The sequence below is a fragment of the Labilibaculum sp. K2S genome, assembly GCF_030372765.1.
Taxonomy (GTDB): domain Bacteria; phylum Bacteroidota; class Bacteroidia; order Bacteroidales; family Marinifilaceae; genus Labilibaculum.
Genome location: NZ_JAUCMW010000003.1, coordinates 285,516 through 303,102, shown reverse-complemented (window position 1 = coordinate 303,102; position 17,587 = coordinate 285,516). Strand labels below are relative to the sequence as shown.

Sequence of the window (17,587 nt, the reverse complement as noted above, 5' to 3'; positions counted from 1 at the left end):
GCTTAATTGTTATCCGGTTTCAAACCATATATGCCTTCGTAAATCCAGGAAGTAAACTGAATCTCATTGATTCCCTCACCCCAGGTGATAGGCAACATTCCCTTCCATCGTTCCTGAAGAAAATTAGCCAGATCATCTTTTGCCTTACCTGGTTTTTCGAAAGATTCGCAAAGGAGACCGGCCGCACGGCAAGCACACAATTCCCCCTGACATGTGCCCATACCTACACGGGTACGACGACGTAAATCGATCAGATTATTTACATGCAATTCATTAATCGCATATTTTACTTCGGCAATCGACACTCCCTCGCACTCACAAACCAATGAATCTTCGTAGTCGTCTCCGTTCAAAATGTTTTTTGCAAGCGTACCATGACGATCCTTCGCCGATTTTTGAGAGATATTAGCCCCTGTATAAACTTTTTCGGTAGCAATACTCAGCGGATGCTCACTCTTTTCGGCTCCCGGCAATGATTTTTCGGCTGTTTCGCATTGCTTATCAACAGCCAGTTTTTTGCAGATTAAATCGGTAGCTTCTTCAGCCATCAATCGGTAGGTCATCAGCTTGCCGCCAGTAATCGTAATAAAACCGGATAGTCCGTCCCGCTCCTGATGATCGAGAAGTACAATTCCGCGGCTAATGCTTCGTCCACTTGGATCATTGTCTGCAGCAACCAAAGGACGTACACCTGCATAGGCACGTAAAATACGGGTAGTAGCCAATGTCGGAGAGAGCTTTACTCCCTCACGAATAAGCACATCCACATCCTGTCTGGATACAAACATATTATCAATTTGGTCGTATGGAATACGTTCCGATGTAGTACCAATCAAACAGATAGTATCTCCCGGCACTAAAATATCTGCATTAGATGGCTTTCTGCATCTGTTAATTACCATTTTATTCACGCGGTGACCAAAAATAAGTAAGGAACCTTTTGCAGGAAACATATTGATATTGACACCAGCAAGCTTCGCAATGTGGTGGCCCCAAATACCTCCGGCATTCACAATTATTTTGCCGTAATAGTTAACGTTTTGTTTTGTTTCATGATTGAACAACTCCACACCAATAGCCCGGTCCTGCTCTTTCACAATACCTTTTACCTCATGCTGTGTTAAAAGAACAGCTCCATGAATTCTGGCATCCAAGGCATTCGACATCGTAAGGCGGAATGGATCCACAGAACCATCGGGAACTTTTACGGCACCAATCAAATCCGGATTGACCGAAGGTTCAATACGTCGGGCAAAATCAGGATCAAGAATTTCAGTTCCGATACCGGCAGTTTTACAGGCATCCACAAACTGAGACTGAAAAGCGATATCATCTTCCGGCAGTGTAATAAATAATCCATCATTTTCTTCCACGCAATGGTTCGCAATACGACGCAGAATCATATTCTCCTTAATACATTCTGCCGCTGACTCATGATCGGTCACAGCATATCGTGCACCGCTATGCAGCAAACCATGATTCCGTCCGGTAGCCCCGGTAGCAAAATCATGACGTTCAACAAGTAAAACACTTAGCCCACGCATCGCACAATCCCGAGCTGTACCAGCACCAGTAACTCCACCTCCAATGATTATTACATCGTACTCTTTGGATATATTCTTGTTCATGATGAGTTCTATTTTTTTGACATCTTCCTATTTTCAATTGTATTGCTCAATAAAATCTATTACTCCAGACCTTTTATAAGACTCCTTCTGTTTTTATTTCAGCCGAACAACAATTACTGATTTCCACAGGACAAATATAAAAAAATTACCTAGCATTACAAAGTACATACCTTTTAGATGTATTCTATATTGTAAGAGCCTAATTCTAAACACATAATAACATTACAAGAACAAGTGCTAAAAACAACACCAATCTCCAACTAAAAATAGCTTATGGATATTCGCAAAAAAAAAGGCTTTATCAAATCTGATAAAGCCTCTTCTAAATTTACAGCTTCTTATACTTTCTCTACCTTTTTTATCCCTCGTCGGTTAAAAATAATTCGGTAACGACGGTAACTGGTTTCATTATCGAGTTTAAAACGAAATACCATATTTACGAAGTAAACTTTTTCTCCATATATTTTCTCAAACTCATCGTCCTTTAAATAGTAAAGCGGTATTTCCGGATTATCCATTTTCTGGATAAATCTCGAGACATTAAATCGAATGATATCTACAACTCCGGTGATGTTGTAATCACCGTAAGAATTATCCAATGCCACCTTATCCAAACGAAGAAGTTTTCGATAAAATATAATTTTCTCGCCCACCCCACGGCTTTCTACATCAACAATTCGCGATCGGTCACGATGTTTCATCACTCGCTTAGGTACGCTGTCTTCACGAACAAAATCAAAACTCTCTTTACACCAACCAATTTCCTCGTCTTGTTTTACACGAATAACGGTTTTATGATCGAAAAAACGTTTGTTAATTTTTCCAACCAGATAAAGCCGACTCAAATCCTTAATTCGATCTTTAAGCATATAAATAATTACCAAAGCAATAAACAAAGGCATGGTAAAAGTGCCTAAACTTTTTTGGAAGATAAAGGTAAGAGCAGCTCCAAAAATCATAGCCAAACCAGCAGCTAAACTGTACAATATCTGCATGGCCAACACGCCCTCCTTCTTCTTTCGGGAATTGAGCAGCAACTGACCTTCGAAATATTTCTTGAAAGCACCTCTGCGGTGAACCAACCATCGATTTTTATCCTGAGCATTCTCCTCAACTACCAGATAACCTTTACTTCTTTTATAAGCAATTTCTTCCTGAATGAGCTTTATAATCTCTTCTTTACTAAGCTCAAAATCGGAATGATACATTTTTTTCAATCCTCGGTGCAAATAGTAAGAATGCTGCTCGAACTGATTGCTCATAAACTCATCGCCAAACAAATAGTAATCGAACATTTCCTTTTTAATGGTTGGCACATTTACAATTCTGCGCAAATCGCGATAGTGTCGCCCAATTTTTCGAACATTCGAAATGTATTCATCAATAAGATACTGACGATCACCGGCTAATTCATTGGTTAGAATATGTTGAATTTCCCTGCGAAGTGCTGATCGGATAATGATATGAAACATTCGAATGTGGTACTCATAGTTTGCCTCATTTTTAGTATTGGGCTGGTTGGCTACCTTATGAAACGCTTCCTCAAGATGATTGAAAACAGAATGATCTCCTACAGCAATATCCCTCAACAAATAGGTAGGCGTAATCAATCGAATGTTCGAATTAAAATCGTTGTAAAAGTCCTCTTTCGTATAGGTCCACGAATTAATATCCAAACCACTTGGTATAAAAAACCAGGTTTTAATGGAAAATTCACTCACCTTCCGATCTTTACGAGGTTCGTACCCCATTTTAATCTCTACAGAAAATTTATCATGAACTTTTACAGTTTCATTTATCATACGCTATATCAATTTATGTCCGGGAATGTTCCCAATACAAAAATACAGAATTCCAATCAATCACAACCCGTCCAAATCCCTCTAATTTAATGTCTGGAATACTTATATCGTTTGCATCTACTCAATCACACAATTAATTATTACATTAAACACAAACTCACCAATCCAATTTATATTGATTATTAACACTAAAAGATCGATTTTTAATACTGTTTTATAAAACTCTTCATTTATTTTTTCCAGTCGTACTAGTGATACAAAAAACGAGATGCAATTTCAAATTTAATTGACTATATTCATGAAAATTTGGGTAAAATAAATGCTTCCAAATTAATTGATTTTCAATAAGGTAATCAGAATAAATCACTTTCATAAAATAACAAAAAAGCAAGCGGAAATGCCAACTAGTTCCTCAAAAGATATTACAAATAAAGGGATTCATGAAATACTGAATCTTCTCTTCCTTTCGAAAAAACTTAATCTGAATGGCAGTAATCTGGATTTTTTGCATCGACGTATCTCAAGAAGAATGGGCATAACGCAAACAGAAAACCATCAGGAATATCTGGAATATTTACAAAATAATCCAAATGAAATTGACAATCTACAAGATGTTCTAACCATAAATGTGAGTCATTTTTTTAGGAACTCATTTACATTTGAGTATCTAAACAAAATTATAATACCCAAAATTATAAATGCCAAGTTAAAAACCCCAAAACCAGTATTTCGAATTTGGTCTGCCGGATGCTCTACGGGAGAAGAAGCTTATTCGACAGGCATCCTAATCGATGAGTATTTACGTAAAACTGGTTTAAAAATGGACGTAAACATTTTTGCAACCGACATTCATCAAAAATCATTAGAAAATGCAAAAAAAGGAGAATATACAACAGAATCGCTGAAAGAAACAAAATTGGAAATTATCACGAATTATTTTTCATATGATAAGGGAAAGTACACCATTCTGCCACAAATTAAAAAAATGGTTCATTTTTCAACTTTCGATCTTTTAAACAATCAGCAATACGCTCCTGAAGAAAGTATTTACGGCGACTTCGATTTAATATTTTGCAGAAATGTTCTAATCTATTTTAATAAAGAATATCAGGAAATTATTTTTAACAAATTATACAAATCCCTGAATACTTCAGGCTTTCTAATTTTGGGAGAAGTTGAAGAGCCTACTGGGATATATAAAAAAAAGTTCCATAAAGAATCGATGCTTTTCAAAATTTATCAAAAATCATAACCCAAGATCAAAGAATTTCAACATTACTCAATATTATTTTTATGCTGAAAACAAGAGATTTATCCATCGGATTTCGTCTGTTTATGGGATTCCTGTCTATCACATTATTCTCAATTAGTATTGGGGTAATTGCTTTATTAAATTCCGACAAATACCTAAATACAATTGATGATCTATACAATCATCCATACACGATAAGCAATTCTGTTCAAGAAATAGAAACTCATATCGTATCCATTCATCTCGCGATGAAAGATATTGCTCTTACTGATGATAATAACAAAATTGATTTTGAAACAAAATCGGTTGCAGAACTTGATGAGGAAATAACAAGATTATTCGCAATCGTATCAAAAGAGTTTTTAGGAAATCAGCAGGATGTAACAACAGCATGGAATTCTTTTAAAGCATGGAAACCAATTCGTTCTGAAATAATTGAATTGGCAAAAAACGGAAAGAAAGATCAAGCCGAAGAAATCACCATCGGGAAAGAAACTCTGATCATCTTGGATCTAAACAAAAAAATGAAGAAGATGAAAGAATTTGCTCATCAAAAAGCAAATTCGTTTTGGAATTCTTCGCTGGAGCAAGGCAAATTGCTATTTCGAACCATTTTATTCATATTACTCATTAGCATATTTTTAAGTATTTACATTTCTCATAAAATCACAAAAAGCATAAAACATCCCATCAAAAAAATGAATGCCATCTCTGAAGCTATTCAGCAAGGTGATTTGAACATTCGAAATGAAATTACGACCAAGGATGAACTTGATTCTCTTGCTCAAGGAATTAATAACATGACTGATTCACTTCGAATGCGAGTAGATATCCAGAATGGTATTTCATCCATCAATAAATCATTAATTGGATCTGTTAAAGTGAAAGATTTCGCTAAAAAGCTTCTCGAATGTTTGTTAGAGGTCACCAATTCGAATAGTGCTAATTTTTACCTGCTTAAAGAAAACAAGAAAAGCTATGTGAGTCTTGCATCGATCGCAACGAATAAAAATTCATTACGGAATTTTCCGATGAATAATCCTCCGGGAGAATTTGGCATAGCAATCATGAAAAAGAGAATGCAAATTGTGGATGGTTTGCAAAATCATCCGGGTTTTGAATTTACAACTAGTGTTGGGAATTATGCTCCAAAAGAGATACTTACCTTTCCCATCCTGCGAAAAAATAAAGTAAAAGCAATTATATCGCTTAGTAATTTGAAAAAATACACCCCTGAAAATACAGAAATTCTTACTTTATCCAGTCCTGCCATTAATATTGCTTTTGAAAAATTGCTTTCTGTAAGAAAAACGAAGTCACTGGCTGAAAATTTAATGATCATCAATCAGAAGCTTGAAGTTCAGTCGGAAGAACTAAGAGAACAAACCAACGAATTACAAGAACAATCGCATGAACTGCAAAATCAGGCAACGGAACTATACGAAAAAAATAAAAGTCTGGAAGTAAAAACGCTGGAAGTTGAGCAGGCAAATCGCCTTAAAAGTGAATTTCTGTCCAATATGAGCCATGAATTAAGAACTCCTTTAAATTCAATTATGGCACTCTCGAGAACACTTATTATGCAGACTAAAGACAAACTTAGTGAAGAAGAAAATTCGTACCTCGAAATTGTAGAAAGAAATGGAACGAATCTCCTGCAATTAATAAATGACATTTTAGATCTATCGAAAATTGAAGCAGGGAAAATGGATGTATATCCAAGTCAAATTAAACTCCATCCCATCCTTAAACTACTGCAAGAAAACATAGAACCAATAGCCAATCAAAAAGGAATAAAATTAGAGATCAGGTGTTCTGACAATTTACCTAATTTTGATTCTGATGAGGTTCGTTTGAGCCAGATTCTAACCAATTTAATCAGCAATGCGATAAAATTCACAGAAAAAGGATACGTTGTTGTTTCGGCATTTCAAGACAAGGAACAAATTAAAATTGAAGTTAAGGATACGGGCATAGGGATACCTCAGAAAAATCTTGAAAGTATCTTTGATGAGTTCACACAAATTGATGGAAGTTCCTCTCGCCAATATCAAGGTACAGGACTTGGATTAGCCATTGTTAACAAATTGGTTAAAATGCTTGGAGGTAAAATTAATGTGAGCAGTCAAATAGATAAAGGCTCCTGCTTTACCCTTACTCTTCCTCTTGAATGGTACTTAGAAAAAGATAATTCACCTTTCGTTCTAAATTTTGATTCTCATTTTGAAAACGGTTCTTCTTCGGTGAAAGACAAACTAAATCTAACATCAGGTCTTCATGCGAAATCTCTCAATGATACCCGAATTTTAATGATTGAAGACAATGAAACAGCCATTATTCAAATGAAACATGTTCTTGAAATGAAAGGCTATATCGTGGATGTGGCACATGGAGGAAAAGAAGCTTTTGAATACATTAATCATACAATTCCTGACGGCATTATCCTTGACCTTATGATGCCCGAAATAGATGGTTTTGAAGTTCTGGAACAAATCCGAAGTAAAGAAAATACTGCAAATATTCCTGTTGTTATTTTAACTGCTAAAGATCTAACAAGAGAAGATTTAAGCAGGTTAAGTGCCAATAATGTGCAACAGTTAATTCAAAAAGGAGATGTAAACATAGAAGCACTGCTTAGTAAAATACATAAGATGTTTGGTCAGAGTGAGCAATTGGGAACATCCGAAAACGTATCCACACCAAAAACAGCTTTAAAGATTAAACTTAAAAAGGATACAAAAGCCAAAGTTCTGATTATTGAAGACAATCCAGATAATATGGTGACAATCAAATCCATACTGGGAAGCAAGTATGAAATTCACGAAGCTGTTGATGGCGAAAAAGGTCTTGAAATGATCAATACTCTACTTCCCCACTTAGTTTTGCTGGATATGGCTCTACCAAAAATAGATGGTTTGGAAGTTTTAAGGAGAGTTAAATCTGACAAAAGAACTCAGCACATTCCTGTTATTGCATTGACTGCGATGGCAATGATCGAAGACAAAAAAGCAATGCTGCAAGCAGGTTGCGACGCCTATGTAACAAAGCCGGTTGGGCATTTGGAGATTCTATCAAAAATTGAAAACTTCTTTATCTAATACTATGAGAAAAATTCTAGCAATTGACGACAATAACGATAATTTGGTGGTTTATCGGGCAATACTTAAAAGGTACTATCCGAACTGTACAATTATAACTTGCCTATCGGGTTCAGAAGGAATAGAAATGGCAATAAAAGAACAACCCGACACCATTCTTTTAGATATTATTATGCCTGGAATGGATGGGTTTGAAACCTGTGAGAAATTAAAACAAGAAGCAAAAACCAAACACATTCCCATAATTCTGATTACAGCCATGCGCGGCGATAAAAAAAGCAGGATTAAAGGATTAGAAATAGGAGCAGATGCATTCCTTTCCAAACCAATTGAGGAAGAAGAGTTAATAGCACAATTGAATGTTATGCTACGAATAAAAAATGCGGAAGATAAACTAAGAAAGGAAAACGCGGAGTTAGGTCTCGACATAAAACAAAAAATAGAAGAATTAGAAGAAAGCAAACGCAAGATGATTACGTTGCTTGATAACCTGCCAGGTTTTGTATATCGTTGCACCAACGACAGAGACCGGGAAATGGAATACCTTAGTGAAGGTTGTAAAGAAATAACTGGTTACACTCCTAAAGATTTTCTCGAAAAAAAGAAAATCAACTTCAACCAAATCATTCTTCCTGAGTATCGTGAGTCTTTGTGGAACAAATGGCAGGAAACTCTGGGGCGTAAAGAAGCATTTTTAGCAGAATATCCCATTCGAAATAAAAATGGTGAAATTCACTGGATTTGGGAGCGTGGCCGTGGTGTATTTGATGGAGATCATCTGGTATCGCTGGAAGGCTTTATTACGGATATCACCAAACGAAAAAACGCCGAAAAATCAAATGAAATAAATGAAGAAAAGTTTCAAAAGATCTTTGAAGGAGCTCCACTTGGCATAGCTTTAGTAAATTCTAATGACGGAACATTTTTTCGTGTGAACCCCAAATATTGTGAGATTACCGGGTACTCAAAAAAACAATTATCTAAAATCGATTGGAAGTCAATAACACATCCTGATGACATAGAGCAAGATTTGCATCAGATGAAATCGCTAATGACAGGCGAAATTACAAATTACACCATTGAAAAAAGGTTAATACAACCCAACGGTTCCTACTGTTGGATTACGTTAACAGTAGCAAAAGTTGATTTTGAGACAGAAGGAAAATCTTGTCATTTGGCCATGATTGAAGACATTACACAAAGAAAAAATCTTACCGAAGCTTTAATTACAGCCAAGGAAAATGCTGAAAAAAGTGACCGGATAAAATCGACCTTTTTAGCAAGTATGTCGCATGAATTAAGAACTCCCTTGAATGCTGTAATCGGATTTTCGGAACTTATTAATGAAAATTCAAACATGGAAGATATTCTCAATTTTAATGACATAATAAACAAGAGTGGTAATAATTTATTAGCTCTTATTGAAGATCTTTTTGATATCTCTTTAATAGAAACAGGCGATATCAGAATTGAGAATGAACCATTTTCAATCCAATCCATGTTAGATGAAGTGCAGTTCATCATTAAAAATGAGCAACTAATTTTGGGTAAAGAAGAGATAGAACTAAAAATGCATGCTGACTTTGGAAACATAGATCCGATTTTAAATTCAGATCAAAATAGAATCAAACAGGTTTTACTTAACCTGTTAAAAAATGCATTAAAATTTACACATTCGGGAAGCGTTGAATTTGGCTGCCATGAATCTATTCAAAATCAAATTCCAATGCTGAAATTTTATGTTACTGATTCTGGAATTGGTATTCCACCTGATAAACAAGAATTAATTTTCGAAGTATTTAGACAGGTCGATGAATCTAAAACCAGAATATATGGCGGAACCGGCTTGGGATTAACCATATGCAAACGTTTAATCAATTTATTGGGTGGTGAAATATGGGTTGAATCTGAAATAGAGAAAGGTGCTTCCTTCTTTTTTACGATTCCCGATTATGTGGACGATGCAAAACAAATCCATACCAATGGCACTAATCAGCAAAAACTTAGTCTGAAAGGAAAAACGATTCTTATTGCCGAAGATGACGCTTCAAGTTATTCATACTTAATAGAAATACTTGGCAGAGAAGGTGCCAAATGTATTCGGGCTAAAAATGGCAGGGAGGCAGTCGATTATTGCAAAACGATTGAAAAAGTTGATTTGCTGTTAATGGATATCAATATGCCTGTAATGAATGGATATGAGGCGACAAAACAAATAAAAAATATAAAACCGGAACTTCCGGTTATTGCACAAACAGCATATGCAATGTCTGGCGATCGGGAGAAAATATTATCAATTGGTTGTGATCTCTACCTTTCAAAACCGGTAGGAAAAAAAACACTGTTGGATGCAATCAATAAATGTTTCAACAAAATTAACCAGCTAACTTCAGCCAAATAATGTATCCCTATCATAACAAGATTAAACAACGGATTAATAACAATGAATTGATACGTTACGAATACGTTGAGAAATACAAAAACATTACTCCTTGTTTATTACTTTATTTTTCAACAGAACCAAAAATAAGACCTGTTCGCGAACATCGATTCAAAGAATATGAAGATATTCTCAATAAAATTTCAAAAAAAAGATAGTACATCTCAGCAAAGGCTTTTCAAATGAATAGCCTTTGCTGCTTTTACATGGCAGACTAAAAACACATCGAAAATCTACTTTGAAAAAAGGTTTTATTAAATGGAAAATTTAATCATGAATTTTCCATTTACGGTTCTACTACACCTTATCAACTTCATCCTAATGCATAGTAATTGAATATGCATGATCCTCCGTTTCGATTCCTTCCTCCACAATTTTAAATCGAATTTATTTATAATCATTACAAATAACATTTTCTAATAAAAGAGAATCAACATCCCAAAAGGCCGAAAAACAGACCAACTTAGTGTACTTTATACAACCTGTCCCGCATACGATTTCGAAAAAGGTATAAATCATTTTTTGATTTTTCTAAAAAAGGATTTACATTAGCGTCAAACATAGTTAGTGTTGATTTTACACTTAATTAAAAAAGAAAGATATAAACCCCAACCAGAAAGATGCTAAGAAGACCACTTAACAATTATATATCTGTCGATTGCGTAATATTCGGATACAATGGACAAGAACTACAGGTACTACTTGTAGATAGAACACTTATTGATAATTCTACCGGCCAGCCTGAGTTTACAGATTTAACCTTAACAGGAAATCACATCTATGAAGACGAAACCATTGAGCAGGCAGCTTATCGTGTTTTATTTGACTTAACAGGTCTGAAAAATGTATTCCTTGATCAATTCAAAACATTTGCACATCCCGACAGATTAAAAAAAGAGAACGACAGAAAATGGCTGCTTCATGATGGCAGAGATCCTGATAAAAGAATTGTATCAATCGGATATTTTGCTCTTCTGGCAACACAAAATATCACTTTAGAGTGGAAAGGCAGAAACGTAAAATGGGTTTCGGTATCAGAGGTAGGAGAACTAGCATTCGATCACAATCAAATTCTGGAGGAAGCTTTAATTGCATTACGAAATAAAATTAAACAAGAACCAATAGGCTTTGAATTACTTCCTGAAAAATTTAGTCTGACACAACTGCAAAACATATACGAGGTGATATTAAGCACTGAGTTGGATAAGAGAAATTTCAGAAAAAAAATTGCTCGCATGAAATATCTAATTCCTACAGATGAAAAACAAACAGGAGTTTCTCATAAACCTGCCCGTCTGTATGTTTTCAGCAGAGAAGTTTATGAAAAAACGAAAAAAGAATTGTTTGATTTCACAGTCTAAAAAAGAAAAATGTCAGATTCAACTAAAATATCCTTTAAAGAAAAATTGGGTTACGCTCTTGGTGATGGTGCTGCAAATATAGCATGGAGAGGTGTTGCTACTTTTCTATTCATATTCTACACTGATGTTTTTGGTATAGATCCTGCGGCTGTTGGTTTGCTAATGCTGATTGCCCGTTTTTCTGATGGAATTAGTGATGTATTAATGGGAGTTGCCGGTGACCGCACAAATACCAAGTATGGCAAATTCCGACCTTGGATTCTGTTTACCGCTATTCCTCTAGGTGTAATTCTATCCCTTCTTTTCACAGCGCCAAATCTTGGTTCTACAGGTAAGATAATATATGCCTATACAACGTACATCATTTTCACATTGGTTTATACCGCCAACAACATTCCTTACGGCGCATTAATGGCGGTAATGACAGGTGACGACAAAGAGAGAACAAGTATTGGATCGTACAGAATGGTGGGTGCTTTTGCCGGCGGAATGCTCGTACAAGGAGCTTTACTCTATTTGGTTGCACATTTTGGAAATATCAATCCAACGATTAGCGTAAACGAGTTGGCTTCCGATAGATTTCAGGTAACTGTCTCGGCTCCTTCCGATGTAGAAAATGTAAATATTAAGACAAAAGATGGTATTGCCAACTTCATTTGGGAAGATGATAGAACAGCTTCAGATACTCCTACAACAGGAAAGAGTTTTTCTATGAAAGCAAACAAAGCTTATTCATTTATTGTTTCAGGGGAACAAAATCTAAGCAATAAAAAAATAGTTGTAATCGATCAGAAAAGTGGATATAGTTATTCCATTTATGTAATGTCAGCTTTTTTAGTCCTTTTCATGTTTATCACTTTCTGGACTACGAAAGAAAGAGTTCAACCCCCCAAAGAACAGCAAAGCGATCTTTGGAGAGATTTAAAAGATTTGATCCGCAACAAACCTTGGGTAGTCCTATTAACAATCGGATTACTATTCAGCATCTACAATTCAATTAAGCAGGGAATCGTAGTAATTTATTTCACTCATTATTTACACAATCAGATTTTAGCTGCTTCTTTTATGGTAGCCCTCATGTTTGCGTCAATTGGCGGAGCTATGATTACAGCTCCTTTAAGCAAAAAGTTAGGCAAGAAAAAGCTATTCATCTACGCCTTTATTTTCTCGGGTGTAGTAAATGCATCCATTATATTTTGTGGTCCAGGCGATATAAGCGCAATTTTTGCCTTAGGTATTATTTCTGAATTTGCCGCTGCGATATTCCCAACTTTATTCTTTGCCATGCTTGGGGATGCTGCCGATTATTCCGAATTTAAAAATGGCCGACGCGCTACCGGATTAATTTATTCCGCAGGTTCGTTTGCTACCAAATTTGGTGGTGGTATAGCGGGTGCAATAATCGGTTTTATTTTGGCTGCTTTTCATTACAACGGACAAGATTATTCTGCCATTCAGGGAGCAATTCCAGGAATTACAATGTTGATGAGTTGGGTACCCGCGATCATTGCCATTTTAGGTGCAATTTTCATGACAATATATCCATTGAATCAAACCAAAATGAACGAAATAACTCTTGAACTTACAGACAGAAGAACAAGAGAAAAAAATTAGAATATATAAGTATAATTAGGTGACAACAAAACCTAAAAGAGTAAACAATTTAATATTAGTATTATGAAGTACGGTTTCTTTGATGATGCCAACAAGGAGTATGTTATTACCTCACCGAAAACTCCGTTCCCTTGGATTAATTACCTTGGAAATAAAGATTTTTTTGGGTTAATATCAAACACAGCGGGAGGATATACTTTTTATAAAGACGCGAAATTTCGAAGATTAACGAGATATCGTTACAATAACGTACCTGTAGACATGGGCGGGCGTTATTACTATATAAAAGATGAGGAGTGCACATGGAACCCAGGCTTTAAACCAACTCAAACAGAGCTGGACCAATATGAGTGCCGTCACGGTCTTAGTTATACCCGTTTTTTAAGTAGTAAAAATGGACTTACTTCAAATTTACTTTGCTTCATCCCACTTGACTACATGGGAGAAGTGCACCTTTTGAAACTTAAAAATGAAACAAACAAAACAAAAAAAGTAAAACTATTCTCGTTTGCTGAATGGTGTTTGTGGAATGCTGAAGATGACATGACCAACTTTCAACGCAACCTGTCAACAGGTGAAGTGGAAGTAGAAGGTTCTGCTCTTTATCACAAAACAGAATACAAGGAACGTAGAAATCATTACGCATTCTTTTCAGTAAATTCTGAAATTAACGGTTTTGATACCGATCGCGAAAGCTTTATTGGTATGCACAATGGATTCGACAAACCACAGGCAATTGAAAATGGCAAGGCTGGAAACAGCGTTGCTCACGGATGGTCGCCAGTTGCATCGCATTACATCGAAGTTGAATTACAGCCAGGCGAAGAAAAAGAATTTGTTTTCATTTTAGGATACGTAGAGAACAAAGATGAAGAAAAATGGAGCTCGAAAGGAATCATCAATAAGGCGAAAGCCAAAGCAATGATGGCTCAATTTGATACTACAGAGAAAGTAAATGCTGCTTTCGCAGATTTAGAAAGCTATTGGTCGAAACTACTGGATAAATTCAATTTGGAAAGTAAAGAAACCGAGCTGAACAGAATGGTTAGCATCTGGAATCAATACCAATGCATGGTCACCTTTAACATGTCGAGAAGCGCAAGTTTCTTCGAAAGTGGAATTGGTCGTGGCATGGGATTCCGTGATTCCAATCAGGACATCATTGGTTTCGTTCACCAGATACCTGCCGAAGCAAGACAACGAATTTTAGATATAGCAGCCACTCAATTTGAGGATGGCGGATGTTATCACCAATACCAACCATTAACAAAAATGGGGAATCATGCCTTAGGCGGCGATTTTAATGATGATCCGCTATGGTTAATCTTATCTGTAACCTGTTACATCAAAGAAACAGGTGATTTCAGTATTCTGGATGAAATGGTTCCTTTCGATAATGATGAGTCGAAAGCACAGTCCTTATTCCATCACTTAAAAGTATCATTCAATCACGTTATCAATAATTTAGGGCCTCATCAACTGCCTTTAATCGGTCGTGCCGATTGGAATGATTGTCTGAATTTGAACTGTTTCTCAACAAATCCGAACGAGTCGTTCCAAACAACAGGAAATAAAAAAGGACGAACTGCCGAATCGGTTATGATTGCTGGATTATTCGTAGTGTATGGAAAAGAATTCATTAAACTATGCGATCGAATTGGCAATACCGAAGAGGCCGACAAAGCCACCAAGTATGTTGAGGCAATGACTCAAACAATTAAGGATCATGCCTGGGATGGTGAATGGTTCTTGAGAGCATATGATTACTACGGTAAAAAAGTGGGATCAGAAGAAAACGAAGAAGGCAAAATTTTCATTGAATCGCAAGGTTGGTGCACCATGGCTGAAATTGGCCGGGAAGAAGGCTTAATGGAAAAAGCACTTAACAGTGTTAAGGAACGTTTGGATACTCCTTTTGGAATTGTCTTGAACAATCCGGCCTTCACCGAATATAAAATTGAATATGGTGAAATATCAACTTATCCTGCCGGATATAAAGAAAACGCAGGTATTTTCTGCCACAATAATCCATGGATAATTATTGGAGAAGCAATATTAGGAAGAGGAGATCAGGCTTGGGACTATTTTCGTAAAATCTGTCCGTCGTACCTAGAAGAAATCAGTGAATTACACAAAGTTGAACCTTACGTGTACTGCCAAATGGTAGCCGGAAAAGATGCATTTAAACCAGGCGAAGGAAAAAACAGCTGGCTGACTGGAACTGCATCGTGGAATTTCTACGCCATCTCTCAATACATTTTAGGTATTCAACCAGATTACGATGGATTACGGATTGATCCTTGTATTCCTAAAGAATGGAAAGAATACACCATAACCCGTCAATTTCGTGGAGTAAGTTATGAAATTAAGATCTTGAATCCTGATGGGAAAAACAAAGGAGTAAAATCAATGGAAATTGATGGAGCATCAGTGAATGGCAACATGATTCCAATTTTAAAATCAGGAGCTCACAAAGTAACGGTTATTATCGGATAACAATACATAGAGATGAAGATCAAGAACTATAAAATATACGCATACCTGCTTTCTGTTCTGTTTACAGCATTCGCTTGTGCCCAAAAATTGGATGAGCCTGTTCCGGCAAACGAACAGCTCATACTTACCAATCAAGTTGGATATGAGAACAATGCTCCTAAAAAAGCAATGATCAGAACAAGTGCCGATCTGTTTCAAATTAAAAACAGTAATGGTAAAACCATATTTGAAAAAACGAATGGTTCGAAACAATATTGCTCATTTTCTGGCGATACGGTTCAAACTATTGACTTTTCAGACTTAACAGATAAGGGTGAGTATTATATTGTAGTAAATGACAGCATCATCTCAAATAAAATCATCATAACAGAAAGACCTTATGCGAAACTTGCAAAAGCTTCGCTTAAGTCTTTCTATATGAATCGTTCAGGAATGAAAATTGACAGTTTGTATGGAGGGATTTGGGCTCGCGCGGAAGGTCATCCCGATACAATTGTATATTATCACTCTTCTGCTGCAGATAAAAATCATCCTGAAAATAGTATTACATCATCACCAAAAGGATGGTACGATGCCGGGGATTACAACAAATACATCGTTAACAGCAGTATTTCAACCTACACCTTACTATTTGCTTATAATTCCTTTGCGGATTATTTCAATAAAGTAAACCTGAACATCCCGGAATCAAATAACGAAATTCCTGATATTTTGGACGAAGCATTGTACAATTTACGATGGATGATGACAATGCAGGATACTTTTGATGGTGGCGTTTATCACAAGCTAACCACTAAAAATTTTGAAGATTTTGTAATGCCACATGAAGCTACCAATAAAAGATATTTGGTTCAAAAAAGTACGGCTGCAACATTGGATTTTGCTGCAACAATGGCTTATGCTTCCCGGCTTTTTGCTGATTTTAGTTCGAGCTTGCCTGGTTTGGCTGATTCTTGTTTAATTCAGTCAGAAAAAGCATGGACATGGGCCATTAAAAATCCAAATACCCTATATGAACAGGCATCCGATATTAACACCGGAGCTTATGATGATACTAATTTAAGCGATGAATGGTACTGGGCATCTGCCGAATTATATCTGGCAACATCCAACAATAAGTATAATAAACATCATAAAAAAAATAATATTACAACTCCAGGATGGAGGGATGTAAATACCTTAGGCATAATTTCATTACTAACTTCTGATATGAAGGGTGAATACACCGAATTGAAAGATGTTTTTTTAAAGAATATCGATCAACTAATTGAGATTGAAAACAATTCACCATATAGAATCGCCATTGAGAAATATGAATGGGGAAGTAATTCAGAATTTGCCAATCAGGGAATGATGAAATTACTTGCATACCAAATAACAAAGAATTCCAAATACCTGAACTCAGCAAGAGAGAGTTTAGACTATTTGCTTGGCCGAAATGCAACTGCTTATTGCTTTGTAACAGGGTTTGGTTCTTTGAGCCCAATGAATATTCACCACCGACCTTCAGCTGCCGATTCTGTTCTAGAACCTGTGCCTGGCTTTTTGGTTGGCGGTCCCAATTTAATTGTTCCCAACGATTGTGGTTCTGATGTTATCAGATCCAAATACCCTGCTAAATCCTATACTGATGAGCAATGCAGTTATTCGACTAATGAAATTGCCATTAACTGGAATGCTCCTCTTGTTTATTTAACCTCAGGAATCGATGCTTATGGAAAAGGCACTAATGAAGAATAAAAAAATGCCGGAAAGATTAGTTGGTCCTCTCCTTCCGACAAATAATTCATTTTATTAATACGCTAATGAATCGGCGCAAATTTATGAAAAAAATGGGAACTAGAAGAGCACTAATTCTCTGATAAACAATAATAAAATAACTATTCACAAAAGACA

Annotated in this window: 9 protein-coding genes; 7 read left to right on the top strand and 2 right to left on the bottom strand. The window is 36.0% G+C overall.

What is annotated here, in order from left to right; genetic code table 11:
- Positions 1 to 2 precede the first annotated feature (2 nt).
- Both glpA and QUH73_RS06935 read right to left on the bottom strand, forming a co-directional pair.
- On the bottom strand, positions 3 to 1,628 hold the full coding sequence (glpA, locus tag QUH73_RS06940) for an anaerobic glycerol-3-phosphate dehydrogenase subunit A (protein WP_289529712.1): 1,626 nt from the start codon (positions 1,626 to 1,628) through the stop codon (positions 3 to 5).
- Between the two features lie 338 nt (positions 1,629 to 1,966).
- Positions 1,967 to 3,430, bottom strand: coding sequence for a hypothetical protein (locus QUH73_RS06935; RefSeq protein ID WP_289529711.1), 1,464 nt, complete (start codon positions 3,428 to 3,430; stop codon positions 1,967 to 1,969).
- 397 nt (positions 3,431 to 3,827) lie between these two features.
- Between QUH73_RS06935 and QUH73_RS06930 the strand changes: the two genes are divergently transcribed.
- The 7 genes from QUH73_RS06930 (at position 3,828) to QUH73_RS06900 (ending at position 17,431) form a co-directional block, all read left to right on the top strand.
- Positions 3,828 to 4,682, top strand: a complete 855-nt coding sequence (locus QUH73_RS06930) for a CheR family methyltransferase (RefSeq protein WP_289529710.1) — start codon at positions 3,828 to 3,830, stop codon at positions 4,680 to 4,682.
- A gap of 41 nt (positions 4,683 to 4,723) precedes the next feature.
- Positions 4,724 to 7,780, top strand: a complete 3,057-nt coding sequence (locus tag QUH73_RS06925) for a response regulator (RefSeq protein WP_289529709.1) — start codon at positions 4,724 to 4,726, stop codon at positions 7,778 to 7,780.
- A 4-nt stretch (positions 7,781 to 7,784) separates the two neighbouring features.
- Positions 7,785 to 10,181, top strand: a complete 2,397-nt coding sequence (locus QUH73_RS06920) for a response regulator (RefSeq protein ID WP_289529708.1) — start codon at positions 7,785 to 7,787, stop codon at positions 10,179 to 10,181.
- 659 nt (positions 10,182 to 10,840) lie between these two features.
- On the top strand, positions 10,841 to 11,581 hold the full coding sequence (locus tag QUH73_RS06915) for an NUDIX hydrolase (RefSeq protein ID WP_289529707.1): 741 nt from the start codon (positions 10,841 to 10,843) through the stop codon (positions 11,579 to 11,581).
- 9 nt (positions 11,582 to 11,590) lie between these two features.
- Entirely contained in the window at positions 11,591 to 13,195 is a 1,605-nt protein-coding gene (locus QUH73_RS06910; protein ID WP_289529706.1) for an MFS transporter, read from the top strand.
- Between the two features lie 63 nt (positions 13,196 to 13,258).
- On the top strand, positions 13,259 to 15,691 hold the full coding sequence (locus QUH73_RS06905; RefSeq protein WP_289529705.1) for a GH36-type glycosyl hydrolase domain-containing protein: 2,433 nt from the start codon (positions 13,259 to 13,261) through the stop codon (positions 15,689 to 15,691).
- A 12-nt stretch (positions 15,692 to 15,703) separates the two neighbouring features.
- On the top strand, positions 15,704 to 17,431 hold the full coding sequence (locus QUH73_RS06900; RefSeq protein WP_289529704.1) for a glycoside hydrolase family 9 protein: 1,728 nt from the start codon (positions 15,704 to 15,706) through the stop codon (positions 17,429 to 17,431).
- Positions 17,432 to 17,587 lie beyond the last annotated feature (156 nt).